The 15,155-nt window shown below is 31.5% G+C and carries 17 protein-coding genes; 1 reads left to right on the top strand and 16 read right to left on the bottom strand.

Translation table 11 applies throughout. The features are described 5' to 3' along the window. Positions 1-3 precede the first annotated feature (3 nt). Both ADIWIN_RS00105 and ADIWIN_RS00110 read right to left on the bottom strand, forming a co-directional pair. Positions 4-1,299 carry a DEAD/DEAH box helicase gene (locus tag ADIWIN_RS00105; RefSeq protein WP_020896508.1) on the bottom strand — a complete coding sequence of 432 codons (1,296 nt, stop codon included), beginning with the start codon at positions 1,297-1,299 and terminating at the stop codon, positions 4-6. A gap of 149 nt (positions 1,300-1,448) precedes the next feature. Next, complete coding sequence (locus ADIWIN_RS00110; RefSeq protein WP_020896509.1) at positions 1,449-2,210, bottom strand: TspO-related membrane protein; 762 nt, start codon at positions 2,208-2,210, stop codon at positions 1,449-1,451. Positions 2,211-2,438: 228 nt separating this feature from the next. Between ADIWIN_RS00110 and ADIWIN_RS00115 the strand changes: the two genes are divergently transcribed. Next, positions 2,439-3,005 (top strand): hypothetical protein, encoded by a 567-nt coding sequence (locus ADIWIN_RS00115; RefSeq protein ID WP_020896510.1) that lies wholly within the window; start codon positions 2,439-2,441, stop codon positions 3,003-3,005. Between the two features lie 82 nt (positions 3,006-3,087). Here the strand turns inward: ADIWIN_RS00115 and ADIWIN_RS00120 are convergent, their stop codons facing one another. The 14 genes from ADIWIN_RS00120 to ADIWIN_RS00185 all read right to left on the bottom strand — a co-directional run bounded on the left by ADIWIN_RS00120 (position 3,088) and on the right by ADIWIN_RS00185 (position 15,122). Next, a complete protein-coding gene (locus tag ADIWIN_RS00120; protein WP_020896511.1) occupies positions 3,088-3,768 on the bottom strand; it encodes a Lipl32 family lipoprotein in 681 nt (226 codons plus the stop codon). Positions 3,769-3,812: 44 nt separating this feature from the next. Continuing rightward, positions 3,813-4,430 carry an SIMPL domain-containing protein gene (locus ADIWIN_RS00125; protein WP_020896512.1) on the bottom strand — a complete coding sequence of 206 codons (618 nt, stop codon included), beginning with the start codon at positions 4,428-4,430 and terminating at the stop codon, positions 3,813-3,815. A gap of 156 nt (positions 4,431-4,586) precedes the next feature. Then, positions 4,587-4,886: a hypothetical protein gene (locus tag ADIWIN_RS00130; protein ID WP_020896513.1), complete on the bottom strand. Its 300-nt coding sequence runs from the start codon at positions 4,884-4,886 to the stop codon at positions 4,587-4,589. A 350-nt stretch (positions 4,887-5,236) separates the two neighbouring features. Next, complete coding sequence (locus ADIWIN_RS00135; protein WP_020896514.1) at positions 5,237-5,881, bottom strand: response regulator transcription factor; 645 nt, start codon at positions 5,879-5,881, stop codon at positions 5,237-5,239. Between the two features lie 4 nt (positions 5,882-5,885). Then, on the bottom strand, positions 5,886-6,152 hold the full coding sequence (locus ADIWIN_RS00140; RefSeq protein WP_020896515.1) for a sensor histidine kinase: 267 nt from the start codon (positions 6,150-6,152) through the stop codon (positions 5,886-5,888). A 107-nt stretch (positions 6,153-6,259) separates the two neighbouring features. After that, on the bottom strand, positions 6,260-7,918 hold the full coding sequence (locus tag ADIWIN_RS00145; RefSeq protein ID WP_020896516.1) for a tetratricopeptide repeat protein: 1,659 nt from the start codon (positions 7,916-7,918) through the stop codon (positions 6,260-6,262). Between the two features lie 366 nt (positions 7,919-8,284). Beyond that, a complete protein-coding gene (locus tag ADIWIN_RS00150) occupies positions 8,285-8,716 on the bottom strand; it encodes an alginate O-acetyltransferase AlgX-related protein (protein WP_020896517.1) in 432 nt (143 codons plus the stop codon). After that, positions 8,700-9,947 carry an alginate O-acetyltransferase AlgX-related protein gene (locus tag ADIWIN_RS00155; RefSeq protein WP_020896518.1) on the bottom strand — a complete coding sequence of 416 codons (1,248 nt, stop codon included), beginning with the start codon at positions 9,945-9,947 and terminating at the stop codon, positions 8,700-8,702. Before ADIWIN_RS00155 ends, ADIWIN_RS00150 begins: the two co-directional genes overlap by 17 nt. Then, on the bottom strand, positions 9,947-11,278 hold the full coding sequence (locus ADIWIN_RS00160; RefSeq protein ID WP_020896519.1) for an MBOAT family O-acyltransferase: 1,332 nt from the start codon (positions 11,276-11,278) through the stop codon (positions 9,947-9,949). Before ADIWIN_RS00160 ends, ADIWIN_RS00155 begins: the two co-directional genes overlap by 1 nt. Before the next feature lie 337 nt (positions 11,279-11,615). Beyond that, positions 11,616-12,077: a hypothetical protein gene (locus tag ADIWIN_RS00165; protein ID WP_020896520.1), complete on the bottom strand. Its 462-nt coding sequence runs from the start codon at positions 12,075-12,077 to the stop codon at positions 11,616-11,618. A gap of 53 nt (positions 12,078-12,130) precedes the next feature. Next, the gene (locus tag ADIWIN_RS00170; RefSeq protein ID WP_020896521.1) at positions 12,131-12,334 is read right to left on the bottom strand and encodes a hypothetical protein; all 204 of its coding nucleotides are present in this window, start codon (positions 12,332-12,334) and stop codon (positions 12,131-12,133) included. A gap of 30 nt (positions 12,335-12,364) precedes the next feature. After that, complete coding sequence (gene yaaA, locus ADIWIN_RS00175; protein WP_040756043.1) at positions 12,365-13,123, bottom strand: peroxide stress protein YaaA; 759 nt, start codon at positions 13,121-13,123, stop codon at positions 12,365-12,367. Between the two features lie 403 nt (positions 13,124-13,526). Then, positions 13,527-14,564 carry an RluA family pseudouridine synthase gene (locus tag ADIWIN_RS00180; protein ID WP_020896523.1) on the bottom strand — a complete coding sequence of 346 codons (1,038 nt, stop codon included), beginning with the start codon at positions 14,562-14,564 and terminating at the stop codon, positions 13,527-13,529. Between the two features lie 9 nt (positions 14,565-14,573). Next, positions 14,574-15,122, bottom strand: a complete 549-nt coding sequence (locus ADIWIN_RS00185; protein WP_020896524.1) for a PASTA domain-containing protein — start codon at positions 15,120-15,122, stop codon at positions 14,574-14,576. Positions 15,123-15,155: the final 33 nt, after the last annotated feature.

A 15,155-nucleotide genomic window follows, 5' to 3' on the forward strand; every position in this document is an offset into this window, starting at 1 on the left:
AGCTTAACGTCTACTATCGTTGTTTCTGTTACGACTTCTACTTTTATTTCGGTCTGAACTTGTGCTTTTAGACTTCCCTGAGTTTCCCGAATTTTTATTATTAGAACCTCTTCCTCGTACTTGATTTCTATTCTGACCTGGTTTTATCGGTTCTGTTGAAGCATTAGGATCTGGTTCGAAACCTTCGAGGATTTCAACTTCAATCTTCATATCAATCAACTTCTCAATGTCGCGTAAAAAAGTCGTTTCATCTGCACTTACTAAAGAAATAGCTTCTCCACTAGCTCCTGCTCTACCTGTTCTACCAATTCTGTGAACGTAGTCTTCAGAAATATTAGGCAATTCAAAATTAATAACATGTGGCAATAATGGTATATCTAAACCTCTTGCTGCAATATCTGTAGCGACTAAAACTCTAACCGATCCATTTTTGAATCCGGCTAATGCTTTTGTTCTTGCTCCTTGACTTTTATTACCATGTATAGCAGCGGCTGTAATACCAGCACTAATCATATTCTTACAAAGTTTATTAGCTCCATGCTTAGTTCTATTAAAAACTAAAACTTGTTTCCAATTCCCTTCTGTAATCAATTTAATAATTAATTCTGTTTTCTTGCCTTTAGCAACTCTGTAAACCTTTTGTTGAATAACCTCAACAGCTGTATTTTCTGGTGTGGCTTCAACTTGAATAGGATTATTAAGAATTGAATATGCTAATTTCTTAATATCTTTAGAAAATGTTGCAGAGAACATAAGGTTCTGACGTTTAGCTGGCATAAGCTTCATAACGCGTTCTATATCGCGTAAAAAACCCATATCTAACATACGATCGGCTTCGTCTAAAACAAATATTTCTACCTTATTTAAAGATAAAACTCCTTGGTTTTCTAAATCGATTAAACGTCCCGGTGTTGCAACCAAAACATCGACTCCTTGACTCAATTTATTAACTTGAGGTTTTTGATTGACTCCTCCAAAAATAACAGTACTTCTAATGTTTAGAAACTCACTGTACTCTTTAACATTGGCGTAAACTTGCGCCGCTAACTCACGTGTTGGAGTTAATATTAAGGCTCTAATTGGTCTGTGCCTTTGCTCAGGCCCATTAGATAATAAGTGAAGCAGCGGTAATGTAAAACCTGCTGTTTTTCCTGTTCCGGTTTGTGCAGATGCTAAAACGTCTTTTCCTTCTAATACTGGAGGAATGGCTTTTGCTTGAATTGGTGAAGGTATTTCGTATCCTTTTTTCTGGATAGCTTTAAGTAAAGGCTCAGATAGGCCCAAAGATTTAAATGACATAAATAGTGTTTATGAAGCAAACTCTATTTATTTAGGTCACTCCTTTAATTTGGTGCAAAGTTACAGCTATTTTAAGCCTGACTCTAAAAAAATGCTTATTATATTCTTAACACTATGAATTCTTACGTTCTTGTAACTTAGTTAACGGACTAGTGCCACGGTTTTTTAAAAGCATGAATAGCACTACTAATTATTAATACACTTGCACTCACAAAAGCCATGTACATCAATGTTTCGTTATTAAGTTTATTAGCATTTCCAATACCAATTAATGCCCAAGCACCTACAAGCGCAAACTCTCTCATATTACGTTTCCAAGTTACCAATACATTGATGACCACTGCAATTACAATTAAGATAATAGTCCAAGTGACATCAGATAACCCAAAACCATCCCAACCAATTTTTACTAAATACGTTGAAACATTAGCAATACTGGCCACAGTTACCCAACCCGAATACATCACAAAAGGCCACCAAACAAAAGCAATAATGGGTAATGGCTCGTCATCTAATTCCATTCTGTTGTTAACTACAATCTTTAATAATGAAAACAGTAATAAGAAAATAAAAATACAAGACACGGCTGTATATTCATAAATCCAAGCAAATACCCAAAGCGAATTAAATAAACACGAGAGCATAAACCACCATCCTGTTCTCAGTACAACAGCGTCATTTTTTACGTTTTTAAATAAGCTTCGACCTTGATAAACTGCAAACCCAATTAGGAATAAATAAATTAGTCCCCAAATGGCAAACGTATAACCTGCAGGCGTAAACAGAGATCTATAACTATTAGATACTTCACCAATAGTGGTATTATTTAAGAGTCCTGTATTAGAAAGATAGTTGATAAATATGGTTAAAATTAGAGCTATTATATTTCCGATTTGAAGCGTCTTTTTCATGATTTAATTTTTCTCTAATTTAAGACTTATGACGCATTAGATTGACTTATTCTCGCCATTGTTTAACGTAAATGAAATAAACAAATCTTGTTAAGCGCTCTTTATCAAACTTTAAAATGCTAAATCATTAGATTCCCATGACACTTTCATGGTTTTTAGAAAATTATTTAACTTGAAGAATTCATGTATATTAGCTGTTAGAGAAATACCCATTAATAAAATTTAATTATGAAAACACTACTCTTTCTTTTACTCGTATTACCACTAACACTCTTAGCACAAGAACAAACCAATTCAGAAAAATTTTGGGAACAACTCGAAGCACATTGTGGTAACGCTTATGAAGGCGAAATTACAGAAGGAGGCAAAGAAGGTGACGGCTTTACAGGTGAAAAATTAGTAATGCATGTACGTTCTTGCGACACTAATGATATTAGAGTTCCGTTTTTTGTAGGTGAGAACAAATCGCGTACTTGGGTTTTACATATGAATGACGAAAAAATAATACGATTAAAGCACGACCATAGACATGAAGATGGTTCGGAAGAAGATTTAACCCAATATGGAGGCACAAGTGCAAATCAAGGTTTGGCTAATTTACAAATGTTTCCTGCCGATGCTCATACGGCAAAAATATTACCTGCGGCCTCAACCAACATTTGGTGGTTTACAATAGATGAAACAAGCCTGACTTATAACCTACGTCGTTTAGGTACGGATCGTTTGTTTACGGTTCGTTTTGATTTAACTAAAACTATTGAAACGCCAGATGCTCCTTGGGGAACTGAGGATTAAAAATCAGCGAGTACTAAAACAAAAAAACCTCTTTATTTTTATAAAGAGGTGTTTCATTAAAATACGAATATCTATTCTTCTGTTATAGTTCTTTTTTAAGGTCTTCAATAGTTTTAGCCATTACAACACCTGGTAATTTAATTGGCGCTGCAACTTCGGCTAAAAATGTTCCTTTAACTTCTCCTGTTTTGTAAGTTGTAAAACCAATACGATACAAACCAGCAGTTAAAGCTTTTGTAGGGCTTCCCACTTCACTCTTATATCTTAATAAAGAATTGTAGCTGCTTCCACTAGGTTGTTTAGGCATTTCGCTATTATCATCATTACTAGCAAGGGTTGTCCAAGTAGCGCTTTTAGCAGCCTCTTCGGTAACACCTTCTTTTGTAAAAATAGTAGAACGCTCTAAAGTAATATAAGTATCAAAATAATCGCTTGAAGATGCATTTTCTGTGTACTCCTCAGATGTTATGGCATCTTTAACTTTTGTTTTAGCAACAGGAGATAGCATTCTTACTCCAAGTTCTGGTGCTACAGCAGGAACCCATAAATAAATGTAGTAGAATTTTTTACCATCTACGATTTCATCTTCATTTCCTGCAGAGGCATATCCTAAATACGATATCACATCTGTGTATGGTACTTTTATTGTTTTTGGACCCACTTTTTTCTCAACTGAACTTCCAAACTTTTTTAATTTTTGAGCTTCTGCGTTAAACACACAACTGAAAGCAAATACTGATAATGCTACTAATTTAATTTTCATAATTTTTAAGTGATTTTGATTATTTAAAGACATTCGTTATTTTATTATTTTAATTCAAAAGAGACGGTTACGGCATGACTTTGTAACGTTGAAGTCCCATAACTTTGAATGTACTGTGCACTTGAATTTTGATCGACAATAGAAATAATTTCACCAATAGTTTTATTCATTTCTTTAGCTAAAGCATTTGCTCTTTCTTTGGCATTATCTATTGCTTTTTTTGAAAGATCGACTAACTGTTCGTTGGTTAATTTCTTAGCTTCTACCTCTGTATTAACAACAGACATTCCTGCGGACTTTAACTTTGATAATTTTCGAACATCTTCCTTATTTGATGTTTTAAAGTGGTAATATTCCGACTCTCTGTTTTGTGAATACGACATGGCAAACTCATAGTATGTATTTCTAGTAAACTGGCTAAATTCGATTCCTGAAGCTTCTAATTTTTTGATGTAATTCTTTTTAACTTCATCTAAAGAGGTTACTTCTACTTCACCTTGTCCTTCATAAACAAGCACCTGTTGCAATCCGATTAGAACTATATAACTATCGTCATCAACTATTGTTTCTGTTTCACCAACTACAGTAATTGTGTTTTTATGTTCTTGGGCTATTAATGGCACTGTAAATAACAATGCCATTAAAAAGATAATTTTTTTCATGTATAAATTTGATTTTAAAATTTTAAAAGAATTGGTTAAAAGAAAAGGATTGAAGCAACGATCATCCAACCACCAACAAACAACCCTACAATACCAAGCTTGCCTTGTTTTGGAGCTAGTTTCTCTCTAAGAACGATAGCTTTCTCTTTTGCGGCATCATTTTTTAGATAAAACGTATTTGTTAATAAGGCTAAATCCTAACATAAATCCTAGAACAGCTTGTACGATACTTCCTGCTAATAATGTTGCCCACCATATAGGGAATGTTGTCAACCAACCTAAGTTTAAAATGGAAAAAATAATACCCCAAACTCCATAAAAACATAAAATAAGTCCGATCCAACCTTGGTAAGGTTCTATTTTTTCTAACAATTCTTTTGCGTTAGGTTTTTTTGATAATAATAAAGATGGTACTGCGATGATACTTAATAAAATAAGTGTAATTCCGAAAGTCATAATTTTGTTTTAATGGTTAAAATTTGTTTGGTTTTGTAATAGAAACACGTTTAGTTTTTTATAATGTTTCTTATTTTCTTATGCAAATTTATACCAATAGCTACCTTGTTTTAACCCCGTTTTAAGTGAAAAATATCACCCTGTAAACAGGGTGATGACTCACAACTAACTAAATACCAACACATTATTTATGCTTTGAATTTGTGTTTTTTAGATAAAATCGCATTTCATATAAAAACTAGTTAAGAATGTAGTTTACTGAGGCTTTAAAGGTCTTATACTTAGGAAATAAAAAAATGCTCCATTATAATATAGAACCTTTGTATAAAATTAATGATACTATAGCTATCTTATGAAGACACATAGCCTTTTTTAATAGCGTATTTTGTAAGTCCAGCGAGGTTTCTAACATTTAGCTTAGTAATCAGATTCTTTCGGTAGCTTTCAATCGTATGCTTACTTAAAAACAGCTGATCCGCGATTTCTTGAGTAGTAAACTCTTCTGCAATAAGTGAGATGACTTCTACTTCTCGTTTGGTGAGTTTGATTTCCTTTTCTTTATTCTTTTCAAATTTATTTTGAAGGTAGATATCTTTAATTTCCTTAGAGAAATATTTCTCTCCTCCTAAAATGGTTTCTATAGCTTTTAAGAATTCTTCCTTTTGTGCATTTTTCTGAAGATACCCATCCACATTATTTTCAATAAGACTATCGATAATTTCTGGTGTGTTGTGCATACTAACCACCAATGTCTTTATATTTCTATCGGTGTTCTTTATCCACTTATTTAAAGTAATACCATCCACTTCTGGCATTGTAACATCAGTAATTACAAGGTCTATTTTTTCTTCCGTATTTATAGAAATATATTTTTGAACATGGCCACCATGCTTTGCGGTATATAAAATATTGTAACTACTTTCTGAATTTAGAATACTTAATAAACCATCTAAAAACATTTTGTGATCGTCTGCTATAATGAGGTTATGCTTCATTTATTTATGCTTTTAATGGAATTTCTATATTAATATTGGTGCCTCTGTTGGGTTTAGAATCGATATGCAATATACCGTTATAATTTTCTACCCTATTCTTTATATTTGTTAAACCTATGCCTAATGTAATCATTGATAAATCAAACCCAATACCATCATCTTCATAAACAAAAAACAGACATTCATTTAACACATCTAACTGTATATCTATGGTATTTGCTTTTGCGTACTTAAGAGTATTGGTTGTTAATTCCTGAAAAATTGAAAACAATTCATTTTGTAAAATCTTACTTAGTGTATTGATTTTTTCCTCATCGTAAAACGAAAGGTTAATGGTGATCTCACTAGCGTCTTCAACCGTATGGATGTATTCTTTAACTAGAAAACAAAATCGTTCTCTCTAATTTTTTTAGGCAACAAGTTATGTGATAAATTTCGTACTTGTTCATAAGTATCATCTAACTGACTATAGATTAATTTTAATTTATCTGGCTGATTATAAAGCTGACTGAATTGTAATTTTATAGCCGCCAAATTACCACCAACACTATCGTGCATTTCTTGAGCGATTTTTTTTCGCTCTTGATCTTGACCTCTAACAGATGCTTTAATTAACTTTAATTCTTGATCTTTTTTTAATGAAATGACTTGCTGCTCGTTAATTTCTTTCTCTTTTAGATTAAGTAAACTCTGTGCTTGTAATTTTTGATAGTAGATGACTAAAAGTCCAACAATAGGAATTAATAGAATAAAAAACGCCACAAGAACAATATATTTAATGGTCTTCTCTCTATCTAGCTCTACTGCTTTTAAAGCTTCTTTTTCTTTAAGTAATGCAATTTCGTTTTTACGTTTTTCAACACCATTTTGTAGTTGCAAAACCTGATTTTCATTTTGTTTTGCAATTATAGCTTTTTGAAGTTTATACTTTTCTATATCTGCATCCTTGTTCTTAATATTTAAGCTCTTATTAAGATTTTCTATCTGTAAGACTTTTATCGTTTTCTCTTTTTCAAGCGTTTTAAATTTAACTTCTAAATTGTTAATCTCTTGTTGCCTTTGCGAATTCTCAATAGAATCTTTTATCTGGTAATAGTATTTTCCATAGTTATATGCACTGCGATGATCCCCTTTTCGAAGTGAGAGTTTTTCTAACATAAGATAGCTATTCATCTCAATATCTAAATTACCCAAATTGACAGATTTAATTAAGGTATTAGAAAAAATTAAAAGGGCTTCATTATTTCTTTCTTCATTAAATAGCAAAGTACCTATTTTACCTAAAATGATGAGTTCTAAATTATAAGATCTAGTGTCATTGCTTATATCTTTTGCTTCGTAGAAAGCCAAAAGTGCTTTATCTGTTTCTCCTTTACCTAAATAATTATCACCTATATTAATAATAACATTTACTAAGGCTTGTTTTTTATGAGTATCCTTTTCGCAAATAGCTTTTGCTTTCTGTAAATATGTATTAGATGTTTCGTATTGGGAAAGCGACGAATAAATAGAACCTAAATTGATGTAACTCCCCAAAATAAGTTCTTCATCATTAGAAAACTTAATACATTTTTCAAAAAGCTCTAAGGCCTCTTCCGTTTTACCGAGAGTAACATATGTACTTGCTAACCCGTGTAAATGTGTATAATATAGGTTTGTTTCATTATGTTTTTCACTGAGTTCAGCTCCTTTGATATGCCACTTTTTACTTTCTTGATATAAGCCTTTGTTTTTATTATTTAAAGCCAATAATTGGTAAGATAATATGGTTAGTCTAACGCCTAAAGAGTCGTTAACATTCTTTTTACTATTTAGTGCTTGATGAGTGTAATAAATAGAAGAATCTATAGCAACATATCTATTATGGTAGTAAGCCAATAATAAATTGGTATTGGTTATGGCGTTATTAGATTTAAAAGTGCGCAAAGATTTATGAGCTTCCCGATATGCTTTGGTTTCAGAACCATTATTAAAATAGTAAAAAAGCTGATCTACTTTTTTGTCTTCACTTTCAACTACAGGAGTTGTTTGCGCCATACAAATTGAAGTATAGCACAAAAAGAGAAAAACAAAAATGTTTTGGGGCTTAATAAACATGCGCAAATTTAGGGATAGTAGAACTTGTATTCATCCCCGAAAACAGGTATTTATAAATTTTATCAACTTCGTTTAAAAACAGAAGTGTTTAAAGCACTTTATATCAAAATGTCATTGACGACAACCAAATAAATTCCATGCAACACTTTGAAGGTAAACTAAAGCGAAGCCAACATACCCTCAAGCTTAACAATAATTGCTCCGTAAAGTTTTCTTATTGGTTTTGTTAAACGTTTCGACTCAGTAGAGTTTAAAATTTAATAAAAGATATACTAAGAATATTCTGAGACTACCTCTAATTTAATATCAATATATTAAATTATTATGAGTCATTTCTGAATAACCTTCAATAATTACATCAGGTTTAAGCAATTCTATTAAGTCCTTATTAAAAGCCTGATCCCTTAAGTGATACACAGTACGAAAATTCATCGCGTAAAATAATCGCTGCGATAGAACAAATGAGTCACTAAATATTAAAACTGTTTTATCACTTTTTGATTTAGAATTAGTGATTTTCATGGAATTATATGGTAATCTTTTATCATTTGTCTCTTTCTTAAATTCGTAAGGAAATTTAGGGTAAAGAACAGGTCCCATATCTGTAATATCATAAGGATAATCCGCTAACTTAGCGATAATATCACCAGAAGTAATTAATTCATATATCAAAGTATAATCATCGAGTTTTGTTGGAGCATAAGCTTCTACATTAGTCCTATCAAATAAACTTTGCATAACATGTTGATATGCAAAAAAACCCTCCCAAATTATTCCAATGAGTATCTTTTTTTCTATAGATTGTTTTATAACTCTTTTTTTCTAAAGTTTTCTCAAAATCTATGATGTTAATTCCTTGTTCAAATAATCGCTTAGCTATCTGTTCTTTTCTAGAAATGGTATCTTTTATTGCAGAACGAAGCGCAAAAGGTAATTTATCTGGATAAATGTCATATTTGCCGGGATAGTAGACTCTCAAATATTCAATCCCTTTTGATTTAGAATAATTTTGATGATCAATTATGCGGTCCTCTATAGTATCTAATAGGTTTTTTGATAAATATTTTCTTCTGAGATTATACAATGCTAAATCTGAGCCTTCCGAATACTTAAATAAATAGTCATCATCACCGACAGCAACCTGCTTCGTATTATTAGGTCCTAAAAATACTTTATCATTAATAAAACTATTCATATAAACCAACGAAGATTTGAAAGGAAACATTACATCCATGTATGATCTAATATCTTCTATTGAGTTTAATTTTCTATTTTCAGACGTCTCTTCATTATCCCAATGCATAAAAAAGATAACCATTGGTGTAAAGAGAATTAAAATAAAAACCCCATTAACAGATAATGCAGATGACTCATTATTTTTAGTTATTTTATCAAATACTTTAAAATATTTAACCAAAAAGACAATTAAAATACTTAAAACAAGTATTAATAGACCTAATGTTTTATACCTAATGTTTTCTTTTATAATATCTGAGAATGGTAAAAAATCAAGAACGATAACATTACCCTCGCTTTTTTGGAATACATAAGCGCCATCTACAATTAAACAAGGAGAAGCTTCTAGCAGGAAATCAGGAAGATTTTTTCTTTGAATTTTGAAATCAAAATATGGACTCACCAAATGAATATCAAAAATCTCTGCAGTTCTTTGTTTATCATTTACAAAATGAAGACTTATTCTATCATTTTTAAATTTCTTTGGCAACTCAAAGTTATAAAAATTATCTGTTGAATCATGCAATTGACTAAGTACTGTAACATCCTCTTTTACCTCTTTACGATCAAAAGAATATAAATTAATCCCTCCTTTAGTGTTTCTGTTAGTATAAACTTTTACAGATGTAATTTGAGAAGAAAAGAGCAGAGCAACAGTACTCAACAAGATTTGATAAATCAAAATTGATGCTATGACCCAAAGACAAAATTTAATAAATGATTTACTTTTCATTAAAATCTAAAATAAATAAAAGGATTAAATGAATTAGACGCCATCTCAATGGTGCACAATATCATTAAAACACCAACATAAAATGGTAAAACAAATGCTTTATAATTTACAAAGAAAGTATTAGTATCTAGTTTTCTAAGAATTATTCTTTTTACAGGTGTAGAAATAATGATCGCTAAAATTAAAACTAAAATAGATTTTGCATTTACATGATACAAAGCATAGTAATTTGTATTCTCAGAAGAATACCATATTAAATGTTTAATATATACAAGCGCATAACTTAAGTCTTCTGCTCTAAAAAACACCCAACCTATCATTACTACTAAAAGTAGATAAACCCTACTTAATACGGACTTTAAAGCTGCATTACTAATGGGGAAGTTACTCGATTTTTCAATCAAAATAAAAGCTCCATGCCATAAACCCCAAACTATAAAATTCCAACTTGCGCCATGCCAAATACCTGTTAGAAGAAACACTCCGATAAGGTTTAAATACGTTCTTCTTTCACCTAATCTATTACCACCTAAAGGTATATACACATAATCTCTGAACCAGGAAGAAAGTGATATGTGCCATCTTCTCCAAAATTCTTGTATACTTTTAGAAATATAAGGGTAATTAAAGTTTTCTAGAAAACGAAATCCAAACATCCTACCTAAACCAATAGCCATGTCTGAATAACCTGAAAAATCGAAGTAAATTTGAAGCGTATAACAAATAATACCCAACCATGCCATACTTAATGGCAGCTCCTCCGCCGGCATATAAAAAGCAGTATCTGCAATTGAAGCTAAGGTATTAGCTATCAGCAATTTTTTTGCTAACCCAGTAACAAAACGAAGTACTCCCGATTTAAAAAGTTCTGCACTTTCTGTTCGCGATGAAATTTCTTTAGCAATATCAGCATACCTAACTATAGGACCTGCGATAAGTTGTGGAAATAAAGATATATACAAACCAAGTTTAAAAGGATTCTTTTGATATAAACTAGGGACGCGATAGACATCAACTAAATAGGATATACTTTGAAATGTAAAAAATGATATTCCGATTGGAAGATGGATATTCTCAATTTTAAAAGCAAATTGATCAAAAATGAAATTAGTGTATTTAAAATAAATTAGCGTTCCTAAATTTAAACATATGGCTAAACCCAAGTAAAATTTACCACTTTTAGAGTGTCTATAACGATTAATTAATATACCTGCGATATAATTCACAATGATAGAACCAATCATTACCAACACTAGTTCTTCTTCACCAATAGCATAAAACGTTAAACTGACAATTAACAGAAAATAATTTCTCCAACTGGCTGGTAGCAATTTATTTAGTAATAAAACAAAGGGTAAAAAACAAAAACAAACAGTAAGGAACTAAAAACCATACATTCTAATAATTGAGTAAAAAAATATCTTTAAAAGAATAAAGATTGTTATCAATATTGCAAAAAGCGAATATATTAAATTAAACTTTCTAATTTTCCATCTAAAAGAAAAAAGACTCAAGTGATTACTGATTTCGCACATACTAACAAAAGCAACCAGTCTAAAAAGTATAAAAAAGCTAGAGGGAATAATGACTTACTACAGTGTAAAAGCAATATACGAACGAAGATACTCTATATGACAAAATTAGAGTTTCAGCAAATCAGTGTGGTAACTAAAGCGCAGCCAACATACGCTCAACCTCAACAATGGTTGCTCCGTAAAGTTTTCTGTTTGGTTTTGTTAAACGTTTCGATTCAGTAGAAATCTCATTTAACAGTTCCTTTCCTTCGGAAGTTCTATTGTTTTCTACATAAAATTTTGCCAGCTCTAAACGTTCTGCATAATTAGAATACGGTCTGTCTATTTGTTTTAATTGTGCTTCAGCTTCATCGGGTTTACCCAATTCGTTTAAAGCTAAACCATAACAAAATTGCTGTTTTGAACCTTTAAATTCCGATTTATCTTTTATAAATTCTGCCTGTTCAATGACGGCGTTATAATCCTTAAATTGAAAATAACACAACATCAAATTCTGCCGTGCATATAAATCATCTTGAACGGTATCTTCTAATGTTTTCTTATAATTAACAATAGCATTAGGAATATCTTTATTTATAAAATAAGCATCAGCCAATTCAATTCTGTTAGTGTACGTATCAACAAACTCTAACTTCTTTTCTAAGTCTTTTATTTTTTGGTTGGATTAAGAACCGTAGTGATTTCTTCTTGAATTTTTTCTGCATCACTCTTATTATAGATCTGAGTAATAATGTAAATTAAAGAACCAATCGCAGGAATAAAGAATATTAGAAAATACCAATAATAGGGCTTGCGATTTTTATAAGCATGATACAAGCAAAATACTTGAACAATTATAAGTAAGTAATACATAATTAAAATTTAAGCGAATATAAGTCTATTTTATCTCGTAAAAACCAATTCATTTTCTGAAGATAAGGCTTCACTAAATCCGTAATTATCGTAATTAAATCCCTTAATATCATCTAAGGTTTTTGCGTTGGTATCAATAATATATCTCGCCATTAAACCTCTAGCTAATTTTGCAAAGATGGCTATGATTTTATATTTATCATTTTTAAACTCTTTAAATGCCACATTTATAACAGGCACTTTTAAGGCTTTTGTATCTATGGCTTTAAAATACTCTTGACTTGCTAAATTCAGGAAAATTTCGTCGTCGTCTAACTCCTCATTTAAAGCCTTTGTCACTTTCTTTTGCCAAAATTCATATAGGTTTTTATTTTTACCAACTGGCATTTTTGTTCCCATTTCTAGTCGGTAGGGCTGCATTAAATCTAAGGGTTTTAATACACCATATAACCCTGAAAGAATCCGAACGGTATCTTCTACTTTATCTAACTTTTCGGTATCAATCGTATACGCATCTAATCCTCTGTACACATCTCCGCTAAACGCGTAAATAGCTTGCCGTGCATTATCTTTTGTAAAGGGTAATTCCCACTCTTGATTGCGTTCGTAATTCAGTTGTCCTAAATTATCTGATATGTGCATAAGCGCTGATAAACGCTTTGCAGACTTCTTTTTTAACTCTTTATTTAAACGTTCTGCTTCGTCTAAAAAAATACCTTCTGTGGTTTTAGAAGTTGGTAGTTTAGTGTCGAAGTCTAACGATTTTGCTGGTGACAATACTAGTTTCATAATAATGCCCACGAAAGTGGGTATCTCTTTAAATTTAAATCAACACTCATAAAAGCACGTGTCTCATTAAAGGTTAAACAATTTTTCTTTCTCATTGTAAAAATACGATGTAAATGAAAAAATTTCTAACATTAGTGAAAACTAATATTGATAGTGTTATAAAGCTTAGCTATAAAGCACCTATAACTAAAAATGCACCAATATAAAAATGGTGCATTTTTAGTTAATCTTTACGCTATCACTTATTGTAAGGAGCGTTAAGGATGGAAATGGCATCCTTTTATTTGGTAGCTGAGCGAAATCGAAGCTACCAAATAAAAAGATATAATGGACAGCCTGGTCATTTTTACTAGAAGGTTTAAAATTTTAAACCTTCTAGTAAAAATGAAACGCTATAAAAACATTAGTCTTTGGCATGCTTGGCATAATGCCTCCATTTCTCGATACATTGTGTCATATCATCAGGAACTTCAGATTCAAATCTCATGAATTCATTTGTAGTTGGATGTACAAACCCTAATGTTTTAGCATGTAAAGCTTGGCGTGGCAAAATTTTAAAACAGTTATCTACAAACTGCTTATATTTAGTAAATGTAGTCCCTTTTAAAATACGCTCTCCACCATAACGCTCATCGTTAAATAAAGTGTGACCGATATGTTTCATGTGGACACGAATTTGGTGTGTCCGACCAGTTTCAAGCTTACAAGTTACTAAAGTGACATAACCTAAACGCTCAAGAACTTTATAATGTGTTACGGCTGGTTTTCCTTGTTCGTCTTCATCATCTAAGAACACTGTATTTTGTAATCTGTTCTTTGGATGACGACCAATATTACCTTCAATAGTACCTTCCTCATCTTCTACATTACCCCAAACAATGGCAATATATTCGCGCTCACTCGTTTTTTTAGCAAACTGATTAGACAGATGAGCCATAGCTAGTTCGGTCTTTGCGACTACTAATAACCCACTGGTATCTTTATCAATTCTATGAACCAAACCTGGTCTTTCACTAGAGTTATTAGGCAAATTTTCGAAATGAAAAATAAGTGCATTTATTAGAGTCCCAGAATAATTACCGTGTCCTGGATGTACTACCATACCTGCAGGTTTATTCACCACCAACAAATCATCGTCTTCGTAAACCACATCGATAGGAATATCTTCAGCAATTAGAAGATTTTCGTGAGGAGGGTGTTCAAACTTAACGGTAATATAATCGTTGGGCTTTACTTTGTAATTGGACTTAACGGGTACATTATTCACAAAAATGCTACCGTCTTTTGCGGCAGCTTGAATTTTATTACGCGTCGCATTTTCAATAAAATTCATTAAGTATTTATCGATACGAAGTGCTTGCTGACCTGCAACAACTCTAAAAGCATGATGCTCGTATAATTCGTTTTCGTCTTGGTCTGAGATATCAGAAATATTTGGCATTATTTTAATTTATAGTTTACCGTTACCTAATACCAAGTCTATCTTAGAAGTTAAGGGTAATGATGTACCTGGTTTTAATGTTTTACCTTTGTGAGACATAGAAATTACACCTTCACCAATGGCATCTTTATAGGTGATGTCTCCTATTTCAAACTCCAGAGCTTCTAATTGAGGTTTCGCTTGTCTAAACGTACGTTTTAAAATATTTGGCACTTCAACTTTACGGTAACCAGAAGGGTTTAATATTAAATATATTTTGCGGTTTTCCTTAACTTCTGATCCTGCAATTGGGTTTTGTTCAATAACAGAATACTTCGGATATTTTGGATTATAATTCGCAGAATCTTGTATTTCCATTGCTAAATCATGGTCCTTTAATTCGATACCAACGGTCTCTAAAGATTTTCCTTTTAAATCTGGTACAATTACAAATTCACCATGATTAGTGGTTACACTTAACCATTTTAGGGCTATAAAACAAATCACCACAAGGGCTATAAGGGCTAATGCCAGTTGTTTAAAAAACACTTTACTCGTAAGAAACTTAACAAAACTCATATGTAAAATAATTGTTGACAAAACTAAGAAATA

Origin of the sequence: Winogradskyella psychrotolerans RS-3, from assembly GCF_000427335.1 — a bacterium.
GTDB lineage: Bacteria > Bacteroidota > Bacteroidia > Flavobacteriales > Flavobacteriaceae > Winogradskyella > Winogradskyella psychrotolerans.

Bases quoted from the DNA above. Each gene is read 5' to 3' on its own strand.
- ADIWIN_RS00130 (WP_020896513.1), bottom strand. From the start codon at position 4,886: ATGACTTTCGGAATTACACTTATTTTATTAAGTATCATCGCAGTACCA.
- ADIWIN_RS00180 (WP_020896523.1), bottom strand. From the start codon at position 14,564: ATGCCAAATATTTCTGATATCTCAGACCAAGACGAAAACGAATTATAC.
- ADIWIN_RS00125 (WP_020896512.1), bottom strand. From the start codon at position 4,430: ATGAAAAAAATTATCTTTTTAATGGCATTGTTATTTACAGTGCCATTA.
- ADIWIN_RS00185 (WP_020896524.1), bottom strand. From the start codon at position 15,122: ATGAGTTTTGTTAAGTTTCTTACGAGTAAAGTGTTTTTTAAACAACTG.
- ADIWIN_RS00105 (WP_020896508.1), bottom strand. From the start codon at position 1,299: ATGTCATTTAAATCTTTGGGCCTATCTGAGCCTTTACTTAAAGCTATC.
- ADIWIN_RS00135 (WP_020896514.1), bottom strand. From the start codon at position 5,881: ATGAAGCATAACCTCATTATAGCAGACGATCACAAAATGTTTTTAGAT.
- ADIWIN_RS00110 (WP_020896509.1), bottom strand. From the start codon at position 2,210: ATGAAAAAGACGCTTCAAATCGGAAATATAATAGCTCTAATTTTAACC.
- ADIWIN_RS00120 (WP_020896511.1), bottom strand. From the start codon at position 3,768: ATGAAAATTAAATTAGTAGCATTATCAGTATTTGCTTTCAGTTGTGTG.
- ADIWIN_RS00115 (WP_020896510.1), top strand. From the start codon at position 2,439: ATGAAAACACTACTCTTTCTTTTACTCGTATTACCACTAACACTCTTA.
- ADIWIN_RS00155 (WP_020896518.1), bottom strand. From the start codon at position 9,947: ATGAAAAGTAAATCATTTATTAAATTTTGTCTTTGGGTCATAGCATCA.
- ADIWIN_RS00145 (WP_020896516.1), bottom strand. From the start codon at position 7,918: ATGGCGCAAACAACTCCTGTAGTTGAAAGTGAAGACAAAAAAGTAGAT.
- yaaA (WP_040756043.1), bottom strand. From the start codon at position 13,123: ATGAAACTAGTATTGTCACCAGCAAAATCGTTAGACTTCGACACTAAA.
- ADIWIN_RS00170 (WP_020896521.1), bottom strand. From the start codon at position 12,334: ATGTATTACTTACTTATAATTGTTCAAGTATTTTGCTTGTATCATGCT.
- ADIWIN_RS00150 (WP_020896517.1), bottom strand. From the start codon at position 8,716: ATGCAAAGTTTATTTGATAGGACTAATGTAGAAGCTTATGCTCCAACA.